Source organism: Variovorax sp. Varisp41, assembly GCF_047325085.1.
GTDB lineage: Bacteria > Pseudomonadota > Gammaproteobacteria > Burkholderiales > Burkholderiaceae_C > Variovorax.
This window is the reverse complement of sequence record NZ_CP168540.1, coordinates 3,832,867-3,845,601: the sequence shown is the minus strand read 5'-3', so window position 1 is coordinate 3,845,601 and position 12,735 is coordinate 3,832,867. Positions and strand designations below refer to the sequence as shown.

At 70.0% G+C, this 12,735-nt stretch carries 11 protein-coding genes; 6 read left to right on the top strand and 5 right to left on the bottom strand.

From position 1 onward, the window contains the following. The first annotated feature begins 191 nt into the window (after positions 1 to 191). On the top strand, positions 192 to 659 hold the full coding sequence (locus ACEN9J_RS17670) for a PTS sugar transporter subunit IIA (protein WP_057593827.1): 468 nt from the start codon (positions 192 to 194) through the stop codon (positions 657 to 659). Between the two features lie 99 nt (positions 660 to 758). Beyond that, on the top strand, positions 759 to 1,718 hold the full coding sequence (hprK, locus tag ACEN9J_RS17665; protein ID WP_057593828.1) for an HPr(Ser) kinase/phosphatase: 960 nt from the start codon (positions 759 to 761) through the stop codon (positions 1,716 to 1,718). A gap of 1 nt (position 1,719) precedes the next feature. On the opposite strand, the gene fur is transcribed toward hprK, so the two are convergent. Next, positions 1,720 to 2,139, bottom strand: a complete 420-nt coding sequence (gene fur / locus ACEN9J_RS17660) for a ferric iron uptake transcriptional regulator (protein ID WP_057593829.1) — start codon at positions 2,137 to 2,139, stop codon at positions 1,720 to 1,722. An 88-nt stretch (positions 2,140 to 2,227) separates the two neighbouring features. Between fur and ACEN9J_RS17655 the strand changes: the two genes are divergently transcribed. From ACEN9J_RS17655 to ACEN9J_RS17640, 4 genes are all read left to right on the top strand, one after another. Next, the gene (locus ACEN9J_RS17655; protein ID WP_057593830.1) at positions 2,228 to 2,791 is read left to right on the top strand and encodes an outer membrane protein assembly factor BamE; all 564 of its coding nucleotides are present in this window, start codon (positions 2,228 to 2,230) and stop codon (positions 2,789 to 2,791) included. 103 nt (positions 2,792 to 2,894) lie between these two features. Beyond that, positions 2,895 to 3,737, top strand: coding sequence for a 4-hydroxy-tetrahydrodipicolinate reductase (dapB, locus tag ACEN9J_RS17650; protein WP_413761662.1), 843 nt, complete (start codon positions 2,895 to 2,897; stop codon positions 3,735 to 3,737). A 28-nt stretch (positions 3,738 to 3,765) separates the two neighbouring features. Next, on the top strand, positions 3,766 to 4,467 hold the full coding sequence (locus tag ACEN9J_RS17645) for a MotA/TolQ/ExbB proton channel family protein (RefSeq protein WP_413761661.1): 702 nt from the start codon (positions 3,766 to 3,768) through the stop codon (positions 4,465 to 4,467). An 11-nt stretch (positions 4,468 to 4,478) separates the two neighbouring features. Then, positions 4,479 to 4,946, top strand: a complete 468-nt coding sequence (locus tag ACEN9J_RS17640) for an ExbD/TolR family protein (protein ID WP_413761660.1) — start codon at positions 4,479 to 4,481, stop codon at positions 4,944 to 4,946. An 18-nt stretch (positions 4,947 to 4,964) separates the two neighbouring features. On the opposite strand, the gene ACEN9J_RS17635 is transcribed toward ACEN9J_RS17640, so the two are convergent. The 4 genes from ACEN9J_RS17635 to glgX all read right to left on the bottom strand — a co-directional run bounded on the left by ACEN9J_RS17635 (position 4,965) and on the right by glgX (position 12,555). Continuing rightward, a complete protein-coding gene (locus ACEN9J_RS17635) occupies positions 4,965 to 7,448 on the bottom strand; it encodes a glycogen/starch/alpha-glucan phosphorylase (protein ID WP_413761659.1) in 2,484 nt (827 codons plus the stop codon). A gap of 46 nt (positions 7,449 to 7,494) precedes the next feature. Continuing rightward, positions 7,495 to 8,994, bottom strand: coding sequence for a glycogen synthase GlgA (gene glgA / locus ACEN9J_RS17630; protein ID WP_413761658.1), 1,500 nt, complete (start codon positions 8,992 to 8,994; stop codon positions 7,495 to 7,497). An 8-nt stretch (positions 8,995 to 9,002) separates the two neighbouring features. Continuing rightward, entirely contained in the window at positions 9,003 to 10,331 is a 1,329-nt protein-coding gene (gene glgC / locus ACEN9J_RS17625) for a glucose-1-phosphate adenylyltransferase (RefSeq protein ID WP_057593834.1), read from the bottom strand. A gap of 97 nt (positions 10,332 to 10,428) precedes the next feature. Then, the gene (gene glgX, locus ACEN9J_RS17620) at positions 10,429 to 12,555 is read right to left on the bottom strand and encodes a glycogen debranching protein GlgX (RefSeq protein ID WP_413761657.1); all 2,127 of its coding nucleotides are present in this window, start codon (positions 12,553 to 12,555) and stop codon (positions 10,429 to 10,431) included. Positions 12,556 to 12,735 lie beyond the last annotated feature (180 nt).

The window sequence follows — 12,735 nt, the reverse complement described above, 5'->3', positions numbered from 1 at the left end:
CTGTCGCGCCGGAGACTCTCGAAGCCGCCTCCGGGCGGCTTTTTCATGGGCTTTTCCGACTGCCCATCAAGGGTTTGAAGGGCCTCTGTCGAGGGAAGCGAGGCCTGCGGGCAACATGTAACCAGAAAGTAGATAAGCGGAGTGGGGGTTTTTACCAAGCAGGTGCATAATCGCCCCCGCTCTGACCCACCATGAATCGTCTCGCGTCCATCCTGCCGCCCGCTCAAGTGCTCGTGAGCGTTGACGCCACCAGCAAGAAGCGTGCTTTCGAGGAAGCCGGCTTGCTGTTCGAAAGCCTTCACGGGCTGGGCCGCGCCCTGATCACCGACAGCCTGTTCGCGCGCGAGCGCCTCGGCTCCACCGGCCTCGGTCATGGCGTCGCCATTCCGCATGGTCGCATCAAGGGCCTCAAGGCCCCGATGGCCGCGGTGTTCCAGCTCGCGAACCCGATCGGCTTCGATGCCCCCGACGAGCAGCCGGTCGGCCTGCTGATCTTCCTGCTGGTGCCCGAAGCCGCCACGCAGAAGCACCTCGAAATCCTCTCCGAGATCGCCGAGCTGCTGAGCGACGCCGGCCTGCGCGAGCAGATCAAGTCGAGCACCGACGCGGCCGCGCTGCACGGCCTGATCGCCGGCTGGCACTCCACGCAAGTCGCCTGAGCCCATGGCTCGGGGCGTGGCTGCTGCTAAGCTGCGCTGCCTTTCCTCCCGTTCCCCTCACCTCCGAAGAAGCGGTGCCGCGCGCCGCGCCCTGAACGCATGAAGCCGACCGTCATCAGCGCCGATGCCATGTTCGAGGAGTTCCGCGGCTCGCTGCGCTGGGAATGGCTCGCGGGACTCGGCGCCTCCGAGCGCCAGTTCGATCCCGAAGTCATCAGCCGCGCCCAGTCGGCCGCCGACCTGGTCGGCTACCTCAACTACATCCACCCGTACCGCGTGCAGATCCTCGGCGCGCGCGAGGTCGCCTACCTGACGCGCGGCAGCCCCGAGGACACCGCGCGGCGCATCGCCCGCATCGTCACGCTCGAGCCGCCGATGCTGGTGCTGGCCGACGGGCAGGCCGCGCCCGACGAGCTGCTGTCGATCTGCGAGCGCGCCCAGTTGCCGCTGTTCGCCACGCGCGAATCCTCGGCCTTCGTGATCGACCTGCTGCGCGCCTACCTGTCCAAGCACTTCGCCGAGCGCACCTCGATGCACGGCGTGTTCATGGACATCCTGGGCATGGGCGTGATGATCACGGGCGAGTCGGGCCTCGGGAAGAGCGAGCTCGGCCTCGAGCTGATCTCGCGCGGCAACGGCCTCGTGGCCGACGACGCGGTCGATCTCTACCGCATCAACCAGAACACCATCGAGGGTCGCTGCCCCGACCTGCTGCTCAACCTGCTCGAGGTGCGCGGCATCGGCCTGCTCGACATCCGCGCGATCTTCGGCGAGACGGCGGTGCGGCGGAAGATGCGGCTCAAGCTCATCGTGCACCTGGTGCGGCGCGACAGCTTCGAGCGCGACTACGAGCGCATGCCCTCGACGCCGCTCACGCAGGACGTGCTGGGCATCCCGGTGCGCAAGGTCATCATCCAGGTGGTGGCGGGCCGCAACATCGCCGTGCTGGTCGAGGCCGCGGTGCGCAATTCGATCCTGCAGCTGCGCGGCATCGACACCTATGCCGATTTCGTGGCGCGCCACCACAAGGCGATGGAAAGCGCGCGCGACGCGGACTAGCTCAGCGCTTTTTGACGCAGTCGCCGCACAAGCCGTAGAGCGACATGGCGTGGTCCTGCAGGATCCAGCCCTTGTCCTTGGCCACCAGTTGCTGGCGGCGCTCGATCTCGGCGTCGTAGAACTCCTCGACCTTGCCGCAGGCGGTGCAGATCAGGTGGTCGTGGTGCGTGCCTTCGTTGAGTTCGTAGACGGCCTTGCCGCTCTCGAAGTGGCTGCGCTCGAGGATGCCGGCCTGCTCGAACTGGGTGAGCACCCGGTAGACGGTGGCCAGGCCGATGTCGGAGTGCTCGTTGAGCAGCACGCGAAACACGTCCTCGGCGGTCATGTGGCGTTGGCCGCCGGTCTGGAAGATTTCCAGGATCTTCAGCCGCGGCAGGGTGGCCTTGAGGCCGGTGTTCTTGAGTTCGTCGATATTGGCCATGATGGTTCCTGCGCCCTGGGCAGCCAAAGGCCCCGGAAGGGGCCAGCCGCTACAATGGCCGATCATATCGCTACCCCCTTTTCCCCCAATGCCTGCCATTTTCCAACGCCGTCCCTGGCTGCTGGCTGCGGCCGTTGCCGTCACCCTGGGCCTCGGTGCCTGCAGCGGTATCAGCGAGCGCTCGCGTGGCGCGCTGGCGGCCGTCACTCCCTACAAGGTCGAGGTGGTCCAGGGCAATTTCGTGTCCAAGGAACAGGTCGCCGCGCTCAAGACCGGCATGTCGCGCCAGCAGGTGCGCGAGATCCTCGGCACCTCGCTGCTGACCGACATCTTCCATTCGAACCGCTGGGACTACGTCTTCACGATCCGGCGCCAGGGCGTGGAGCCACAGGAACGCCGCTTCACCGTCTTCTTCAACGGCGAGCAGCTCGAGCGCTGGGAAGGCGGCGACATGCCGAGCGAGGAAGAATTCGTCGCCACGCTCGACACCCGCAAGAAGACCGGCAAGGTGCCGCCGCTCGAGGCCACGGAAGAAGAACTCAAGAAGTTCGACCCCAAGGGCGACCGGAAAGCCACCGACACCGAGAGCAAGGCGCCCGCCACGCTGCCCCCGCTGCCGGCCGCCTACCCGCCGCTCGAGGCCGCGCGCTAAAAGCGGCGCCCGGCCGGCGCGCCGAACCTGGCTTGGCGCGGCGGCGCGGTTTCCCCACCCATCGTCCCCACCGTCCCTAGACGGCAAGCAAGCCCGAATCCGCGTGACCGACTCCAACACCACCACCTCCTCCTCCACGCCGGCCGCGCGCCGGGTTGCCGTCGCCGGCGCGTCGGGCCGCATGGGCCGCATGTTGATCGAGGCGGTCCGTAACGCCCCCGACTGCCGCCTGGCCGGCGCGCTCGACGTGGCCGCCAGCCCCGCCATCGGCAGCGACGCGGGCGCCTTCCTCGGCTTCGCCAGCGGCGTGGCCATCCAGGCCGACCTGCGCGCGGGCCTGCAGGACGCCCAGGTGCTGATCGACTTCACCCGCCCCGAGGGCACGATGGCCCACCTGGCCGTCTGCCGCGAGCTCGGCGTGCAGGCCGTGATCGGCACCACCGGCTTCAGCGATGCGCAGAAGGCCGAGATCGCCGAGATCGCGAAGGACATCGCGATCGTCATGGCGCCCAACATGAGCGTGGGCGTCAACGTCACCTTCAAGCTGCTCGAGATGGCGGCCAAGGCGCTGTCCACCGGCTACGACATCGAGATCGTCGAAGCCCACCACCGCCACAAGATCGACGCCCCCTCGGGCACCGCGCTCAAGATGGGCGAGGTCATCGCCGACGCGCTGGGCCGCGACCTCAAGGAATGCGCGGTCTACGGCCGCGAAGGCGTGACCGGCGAGCGCGACCCGTCGACCATCGGTTTCGCCACCGTGCGCGGCGGCGACATCGTCGGCGACCACACGGTGCTGTTCGCCGGCACCGGCGAGCGCATCGAGATCGCCCACAAGTCCTCGAGCCGCGCCAACTACGCGCAGGGCAGCCTGCGCGCGGTGCGCTTCCTGGCCGACCAGCGCGCCGGCCTGTTCGACATGTTCGACGTGCTCGGCCTGCGCTGAGACGGCTCCCCCTTCGCCATCCCCGACGATGAGCGTCCTCGAACTGCTGACCCACGGCGACGGCGTCAGCCGCTCGGTGGCCGCGCTGCTGCTCGCGATGTCGGTCTCGAGCTGGGTTGTGATCCTCTGGAAGGGCTGGCTGCTGCGCGGCGGCACGCGCGACGTGCTGCGCAGCATCGCGGCCTTCTGGCAATCGACCAGCCTCACCGAGGCGGAACAGCGGTTGCAGGCCTTCGACCGCTCGGCGCTGGTGCTGCCCGCGGTCGCGGCGCTGCGCCAGGCCGCGGCCTCCCGGACGCAAGACGCCACCACCCTCGGCGCCGCGGGCGACCGCAACCAGCGCCTCACGCGCGTGCTGCGCGAGGCGCTGCACGGCGCGCTGCGGCGGCTGCAGGCCGGGCAGATCCTGCTCGCCACGGTCGGCGCCACGGCGCCCTTCGTCGGCCTGCTCGGCACGGTCTGGGGCATCTACGGCGCGCTCGTGGGCATTGCGGGCCAGGCCGGCGGCTTCACCATCGACAAGGTGGCCGGCCCGGTCGGCGAAGCGCTGGTGATGACCGCCTTCGGCCTCGCGGTGGCGATCCCGGCCGTGCTGGCCTACAACGTCTTCGGCCGTGTCATCGGCCGCGTCGAGGCCGAGCTCGAAGGCTTCGCCCACGACCTGCTCGGCAGCTTCGGCGAAGCGCCTGCGCCGGCCCCGCCGCCGCCTGCCCGGCCGATGCCGGTCTGAAGGATTCCGCCGTGGCCTTCGGACGCACCTCGCTCGGCAGCAGCTCCGCCGGCGGTGGCCGTGCCACCGGTGCCGGCGGACAGCGGCCGCTGTCCGACATCAACGTCACGCCGCTGGTCGACGTGATGCTGGTGCTGCTGGTGATCTTCATCATCACGGCGCCGCTGATGGCCAGCTCGATCAAGCTCGACCTGCCGCAGACCGATGCCGGCCAGCCCAACGACACGCCGAAGTTCGTGAGCCTGTCGGTCGACGCCTCGGGCAAGGTCTTCCTCAACGACCAGCCCGTGACCGACGAGGAGCTCGCGACCCGCCTCGAGAAGGCCGCCGCCGACAGTAAGGACACCGAGGTCCAGCTGCGCGCCGACCAGACCGTGTCCTACGGCCGCGTGGTGGCCCTGATGGGCATCGCCAACAAGGCGGGCCTGAGCCGCATCGGCTTCGTCACCGAGGCGCCGCCGCCGACGACGCCGCGCTGATGCCGCCCGGCGCCGGGCTCAGCCCAGCACCACCGGCTTGGTCTGCCAGATGTCGTGCGCGTACTCGGCGATCGTGCGGTCCGACGAGAAGGCGCCCATGCCCGCCACGTTGAGGATCGCCATGCGCGTCCAGGCATCGGCATCGCGGTAGAGCGCATCGACCTCGGCCTGCTTCGCGACATAGCTCGCGTAGTCGGCCAGCAGCAGGTAGTGGTCGCCCCAGTTCACGAGCGCGTCGTAGATGCCCTGGTAGCGCGCCGGTTCGGCCGGCGAGAAGGCGCCGTCGCGGATCGCGTCGAGCACGCGCCGCAGCTCCTCGTTCCCGTCGTAGATGTCGCGCGGCTGGTAGCCGCGCGCGCGGATCTCGGCCACCTCGGGCGTGGTGTTGCCGAAGATGAAGATGTTCTCGGGCCCGACGTTCTCGCGCATCTCGACGTTGGCGCCGTCGAGCGTGCCGATGGTCAGCGCGCCGTTGAGCGCGAACTTCATGTTGCCGGTGCCCGAGGCCTCGGTGCCGGCGGTGGAGATCTGCTCCGACAGGTCGGCCGCCGGCATGATGATCTCGGCCAGGCTCACGCTGTAGTTCGGCAGGAACACCACCTTCAAGAGCTTGCCCACGCGCGCGTCGGCGTTGATGGTCGCGGCCACGTCGTTGATGAGCCGGATCACCTGCTTGGCCATCACGTAGGCCGAGGCCGCCTTGCCCGCGAACACCACCACGCGCGGCACCATGTCGACGCTGCCGCCCGCGGCCTGGGCGTCGAGAATGCGGTGGTAGCGCGCGATCACGTGCAGCACGTTGAGCAGCTGGCGCTTGTACTCGTGGATGCGCTTGACCTGCACGTCGAACATCGCGTCGGTGTCGACCACGATGTTCATGTGCTGCTCGATCCAGTTGGCCAGCCGCAGCTTGTTCTCGCGCTTGGCGTGGCGGAAGGCGCGCACGAAGGGCGGCTGCGTCGCCATCGGCCGCAGCGCCTCGAGCTGCGAGAGGTCGCGCCGCCAGCCCTTGCCCAGCCGCTGGTCGAGCAGCGCGGCCAGCGGCGGGTTGGCCTGCGCGAGCCAGCGCCTGGGCGTGACGCCGTTGGTCTTGTTGTTGAAGCGCTCGGGAAAGATCTTCGCGAAGTCCGCGAAGATCGACTGCTTCATCAGCTCCGAGTGCAGCCCCGACACGCCGTTGATCGAGTGGCTCGCGAGCACCGCCACGTAGGCCATGCGCACGCGGCGCTCGCCGGCCTCGTCGACCAGCGAGAGCCGGCGCATCAGCTCGACGTCGTTGCCGTGCGTCTGCGTCACGGTGGCGAGGAAGCGCGCGTTGATGTCGTAGATGATCTGCAGGTGGCGCGGCAGGATGCGCCCGAGCATCTCGACCGGCCAGGTCTCGAGCGCCTCGTGCATCAGCGTGTGGTTGGTGTAGCTGAACACCTTCTGCGTGTGGGCCCAGGCCGTGTCCCAGGGCAGGCCGTGCTCGTCGAGCAGCAGGCGCATCAGCTCGGGCACCGCGAGCACCGGGTGGGTGTCGTTGAGGTGGATGCTGACCTTCTCCGAGAGCCGGTCGAAGCTGGTGTGGTTGCGCAGGTAGCGCCGCAGCAGGTCCTGCACGCTGGCGCTGCAGAAGAAGTACTCCTGGTGCAGCCGCAGCTCGCGGCCCGAGGGCGTGGAGTCGTCGGGATAGAGCACGCGCGAGACGTTCTCCGAGTGGTTCTTGCTCTCCACCGCCGCCATGTAGTTGCCGCGGTTGAAGGCCGAGAGGTCGATCTCCTCGGTGGCGCGCGCCGACCACAGGCGCAGCGTGTTGGTGGCCTGCGTGCCGTAGCCCGGGATGATGGTGTCGTAGGCCACGGCGCGCACGTCGTGGGTGTCGACCCAGTCGGCCGCGCCGTAGGGCGCGTTGGTGCCTTCGCGTTTCTGCACGCGGCCGCCGAAGCGCACGCGGTAGTTGACCTCGGGCCGCTTGAATTCCCAGGGATTGCCGCGCGTGAGCCAGTAGTCGGGCGTCTCCACCTGCTGGCCGTCGACGATGCGCTGGCGGAACATGCCGTACTCGTAGCGGATGCCGTAGCCCATGCCCGGCACGCCGAGCGTGGCCATCGAGTCGAGGAAGCAGGCCGCGAGCCGGCCGAGGCCGCCGTTGCCGAGTGCCGCGTCGGGCTCGCGCTCGGACAGCGCCTCGATGTCGACGCCGAAGTCGGCCAGCGCGTCGCGCACGGTGGCGTGCAGGTCGACCGCGAGCAGCGCGTTGGTGAAGGTGCGCCCGATCAGGAACTCCATCGACAGGTAGTACACGCGCTTGAGGTCCTGCGCATAGTTGGCGCGCGTGGTGGCCATCCAGCGCTCCACCAGCTGGTCGCGCACCGCGAGCGCGGTGGCGTAGAGCCAGTCGTCCTGGCTCGCGGCCACGGGGTCCTTGCCGACCGCGTAGATCAGCTTGTTGGCCACGGCGCGCTTGAAGGCCGCGACATCGCGGTCGGGATGGTCGTAGGCGAAGTCTTCGATCGTCATGGTGGGTGTGTCTTGTGTGCGGGTTGAACGGATGCCTGCGCCTTCGTCAGTGGGGCAGGGGCGTCGGTGCCTGGGCCGCGGCCAGTGCCTGCCGGTACACGGCCACGTACTGCGCGGCCGCGGTGGCCCAGTCGGCGGGGCGCCGCATCGCATGGCCGCGCACGCGCCGCCAGTCGGGTGCGCGCTGGTAGAGCGCGAAGGCGCGGCGTACCGCGCGATCGTAGTCCGCCGAGTCGAAACGGTCGAACACGAAGCCGGTGGCCTCGCCGCTGGCCATGTCCTCGAGCGTGCTGTCGACCACCGTGTCGGCCAGCCCGCCGACGCGGCGCACCAGCGGCAGGCTGCCGTACTTGAGGCCGTACATCTGCGTCAGGCCGCAGGGTTCGAACAGCGAGGGCACGAGGGTCACGTCGCCCGCGCCGAAGAGCTGGTGCGCGAGCGTCTCGTTGTAGCCGATGGTGACGCTGACCGCGTCGGGCGCGGCGGCCGCGCGCTGGCGGAAGGCGTCTTCGAGCCAGGCCTCGCCGCTGCCCAGCAGCGCGAGCTGGCCGCCCTGGGCGAGCAGCGCGTCGAGGCCCTGCAGCACCAGGCGCAGGCCCTTCTGTTCGGTGAGCCGGCTCACGAGGATGAACAGCGGCGCGTCGGGCCGCGCGGCCAGCCCGAGCTGGTGCTGCAGCACGGACTTGCAGCGCGCCTTGCCCGTCATGTGGCGGCCCTCGGGCGCCTGGTAGCCCTGCACCAGCGCCGGGTCGGCGGCCGGGTTCCAGACCTGGTCGTCGACCGCGTTGAGGATGCCGTCGAGCACGCCGCCGCGCTGGCGCAGCAGGCCGTCGAGGCCGCAGCCCTGGTCGGGCGTCTGGATCTCGCGCGCGTAGGTCGGGCTCACGGTGGTGAGCCGGTCGGCATAGGCGAGCCCGCCCTTCATGAACGAGAGCTGGCCGTGGTATTCGAGCCCGTTCATCTGGAAGGCCGGCGCGGGCAGGCCGAGCTCGGGGAAGTGCCAGGGCGCGAACAGGCCCTGGTAAGCGAGGTTGTGGACCGTGAAGACGCTGCCCACGCGCGGCCCGTCGACGCCGCGCGCGAAGGCCATGTAGGCCGGCGCGAGCCCCGCGTGCCAGTCGTGCGCATGGACCACCTCGGGCAGCCAGGCCGGATCGAGCCCCTGCGCGAGCTGGGCCGCGGCCCAGCCCAGCAGCGCGAAGCGCCGGTGGTTGTCGCCGTAGGGTTGCCGGTTGGCGTCCTCGTAGGGATTGCCGGGCCGGTCGAACAGCGCGGGTGCGTCGACCACGTAGGCCGGGATCGGCGGCGCACCGTCGATCTCGATGCGCCCCTGCAGCAGCCCGAAGCGTTCGCCCCAGGGCGCCGAAAAGGCCGCGACCGGCGCGAGCCCGCGCACGCCCGCCACGATGGCCGGGAAGCCCGGCAGCAGCACGCGCGCGTCCTGGCCCGCGGCCATCAGCGCGAGCGGCAGCGCGCCAGCGACGTCGGCCAGGCCGCCGGTCTTGAGCAGGGGGAAGAGTTCGGCGCTGACCTGGAGGACTCTCATCGGCGGCATCAGGCGGCGGGCGCCGCGGAGCGCTCCGCCAGCCGCTTGAGCATTTCGCGCGTGACCAGCACCACGCCCGTTTCGGTGCGCTCGAAGCGCGCGGCATCGGCTTCGGCGTCCTCTCCGATCACCATCTCGTCGGGGATCACGCAGGCGCGGTCGATCACCACGCGGCTGAGCCGGCAGCCGCGCCCGACCTCCACGTCGGGCAGCAACACCGCCTCGTGGATGGTGCAGAACGAATGGATGCGCACGCCCGAGAACAGCACCGAGCTGCTGACCTGCGAGCCCGAGACGATGCAGCCGCCCGAGACGATGGTGTTGACCGTCATGCCATGGCGGCCGTCGTGGTCGAGCACGAACTTCGCCGGAGGCAGCTGCCGCTGGTAGGTCCAGATCGGCCAGTCGGTGTCATAGATGTCCAGCTCCGGGGTGATCGACGCGAGGTCGAGGTTGGCGGCCCAGAATGCATCAATCGTGCCCACGTCGCGCCAGTAGGCCTTGGCATCCGGCCCGCGCGCGGCGCGCGTGACGCAGGACATGCCGAAGGGATGCGCGAGCGCCCGGCCCTCGGCCACCGCGCGCGGGATGATGTCCTTGCCGAAGTCGTGGCTGGAGTTCGGGTCGCGGCTGTCTTCCTCGAGCAGCTTGTAGAGGTAGGCCGAATCGAACACGTAGATGCCCATGCTGGCCAGCGCCACGTCGGGATGGCCCGGCATCGCGGGCGGGTCGGCCGGCTTCTCGAGGAAGCTGGTGATGCGGCGGCTGTCGTCGATCGCCATCACGCCGAAGGCCGTGGCCTCCATGCGCGGTACCTCGATGCAGCCCACGGTGCAGCCGGCGCCGCTCTCGGCATGGTCCTTGACCATGATCGAGTAGTCCATCTTGTAGATGTGGTCGCCCGCGAGCACCACCACGTAGTCGTGCGGCGTGGAGCGGGTCTGGATGATGTCGAGGTTCTGGTAGACCGCGTCGGCCGTGCCGCGGTACCAGTGCTCGTCGCCCATGCGCTGCTGCGCGGGCAGCACGTCGACCATCTCGTTGAGTTCGGCGCGCAGGAAGCTCCAGCCGCGCTGCAGGTGGCGCATCAGCGAATGCGACTTGTACTGCGTGACCACCGCCATGCGGCGGATGCCCGAGTTGAGGCAGTTGGAGAGCGCGAAATCGATGATGCGGAACTTGCCGCCGAAATACACGGCCGGCTTGGCGCGCCGGTCGGTCAGCTGCTTGAGCCGGGAGCCGCGTCCGCCGGCCAGCACCAGCGCGATGGTGCGGCGCACGAGCTGGTGCGATTGCAGTGGCGCGCCGGGGGCGGCCGCGGGGGTCTTGGGGTCCATCCTGTGTCTCCGTTCGTTCGTGTGTCGTCAGAGTTTCTGTACGTGCCTGTGCCCGCTCGGGCCCTTGCACACTAGCACCGCCGCGCGGCGCGGGCTCCTACGTTGTTGCAATCCAGAGGCTCGAGGGCGGTATCTCGACCTCGGTGGCGTTCACCACCGAGGGCTCGGGGCCCGGGTCGATGGCGGGGTCGCTCGCGAGGACGCAGCGCCAGGCGCCGGGCGGCAGGCGGAACGGCTGCGCCCGCGCGCCCGCGTTCACGAGCAGCAGCCAGGCCGGCGCTGCCTTCGGTGTGGCTGGGGGGGTGGTCGATGTCGGTGTCTCCTTGGCGGTGCCTGCCTCCAGGCTGCCGAACAGGATTGCAAGGGTCGTGCCGCCTTCCCAGTCCGGCGGCTGCATCGGCGTGCCATCGGGCCGCAGCCAGCGGATGCCGGCCGTGCCCGGCGCGGGATCGGCCGGCCACCAGCGCGTGCTGCGCAGCACCGGTGCCGCGCGCCGCAGCGCGGCCAGCCGCGCCACGAAGGCGCTCAGCCGAGCCGGCTCGCCGGCCGGATCGGTGCTGCCGACCCAGTGCAGCCAGGTGGTCTCGTTGTCCTGGCAGTAGGCGTTGTTGTTGCCGTGTTGCGAGTGGCCGATCTCGTCGCCGGCCAGAAGCATCGGCGTGCCCTGCGACAGCATCAGCGCGGCCAGCAGCGCGCGCGAGAGCCGCAGCCGTTCGGCCCGCACCGCGGGGTCGTCGCTCGGGCCTTCCACGCCGCAGTTGCGGCTCAGGTTGTGGCCATGGCCGTCGCGGTTGTTCTCGCCGTTGGCCTCGTTGTGGCGCGTGTCGTAGCTCAGCAGGTCGCGCAGCGTGAAGCCGTCGTGCGCGGTCACGAAGTTCACGCTCGCGGCGGGCGAGCGCCCGTCGTGCGCGAACTGCGCGCTCGAGGCCGCGAAGCGGTGCGCGAAGTCGCCGAGGCCCGCGCGTCCCTCGCGGTCCTGGCGCAGCCAGAAGCCGCGTTGCGTGTCGCGGAAGCGGTCGTTCCATTCGAGCCAGCCCGGCGGGAATTCGCCGAGCCGGTAGCCACCGGGCCCGATGTCCCAGGGCTCGGCGATCAGCAGCGTGCGCGACAGCAGCGGGTCCTGCGCGATGGCCGCGAAGAAGGGCGCGCGAGGGTCGAAGCCCGTGGCCGTGGCGCGGCCCAGCACCGGCGCGAGGTCGAAGCGGAAGCCATCGACTCCCATCTCGCCGGCCCAGAAGCGCAGGCTGTCCATCACGAGCTGCAGCACGCGCGGCTCGCCGAGGTTCAGGCAGTTGCCCGTGCCGGCCCAGTTCTCGTAGAGCGCGCGGTCGTCGGCGCGCAGGTGGTAGTAGAGGGCGTTGTCGATGCCGCGCAGCGACAGCGTGGGGCCGAGCTCGTCGCTCTCGGCGCTGTGGTTGTAGACCACGTCGATCACCAGTTCCATGCCGCGCGCATGCACCGCGTCGGCCAGCGCGCGGAATTCGCCGGCCGGCGTGGTGCCGGGGCGGCCGCTCCAGTAGCGTGCCTCGGGCGCGAACCAGCCGATGGTGTTGTAGCCCCAGTGGTTCGTGAGGCCCATCGCGAGCAGCCGTTCCTCGTCGGCGCGGTGCTGCACCGGCATCAGGCTCAGGGTGGTGACGCCCAGGCGCTGCAGGTGGTCGAGCACGGCCGGCTCGGCGAGGGCGGCGTAGCTGCCGCGCAGGGGGGCGGGGACGGCGGGGTGCAGCTTCGTGTGGCTGCGGACGTGGAGCTCGCAGATGACGCGGTCGGTGGCGGGGATGCGGGCGTGGCCTGGGGCTCGAGTGGTCGATGGGGACACCACGCGGGCCTTGAGGGCGATGCTGGCGTTGTCCCGTGTGTCGCGCTGCGTCGGGTCTGCGGCGGCGTGGCCGTGGAAGAGGTCGCTGCCGTCGTAGCTTCCGACGATCTCGCGGGCGTAGGGGTCGAGCAGCAGCTTCGAGGGGTTGAAGCGGTGGCCCTCGCTCGGGGACCAGGGGCCGTGGACGCGGTAGGCGTAGACGAGGCCGGGGCGGGCGCTGGGGAGGTGGCCGTGCCAGATGCCGTCTGTGAACTCGGGGAGCTTGAGTCGCTGCTGTTCGTGGGTGCCTGTGGGGTCGAAGAGGCAGAGTTCTACCTTTTCTGCATGGGGGGCTGCCAGGGCGAAGTTGACGCCTGTCTGGGTTGCCGTGGCGCCTAGGGGGTGTGAGGTTCCTGGGTTCAGCACGATGGGTGAGGCTTTCTCTTGCTGAGGCTGGAGCCGGGAATTCGCCCCGGCGGGCGAGTCACTTTCTTTTGCTTCGCCAAAAGAAAGTAACCAAAGAAAAGGCGACCCCGCTGTCTGCGACCCCTCCGCTTCGCTACGGGGCAACCTGCGGTGCTCGCGTTTCGCGGGGTCTCGCAGAAC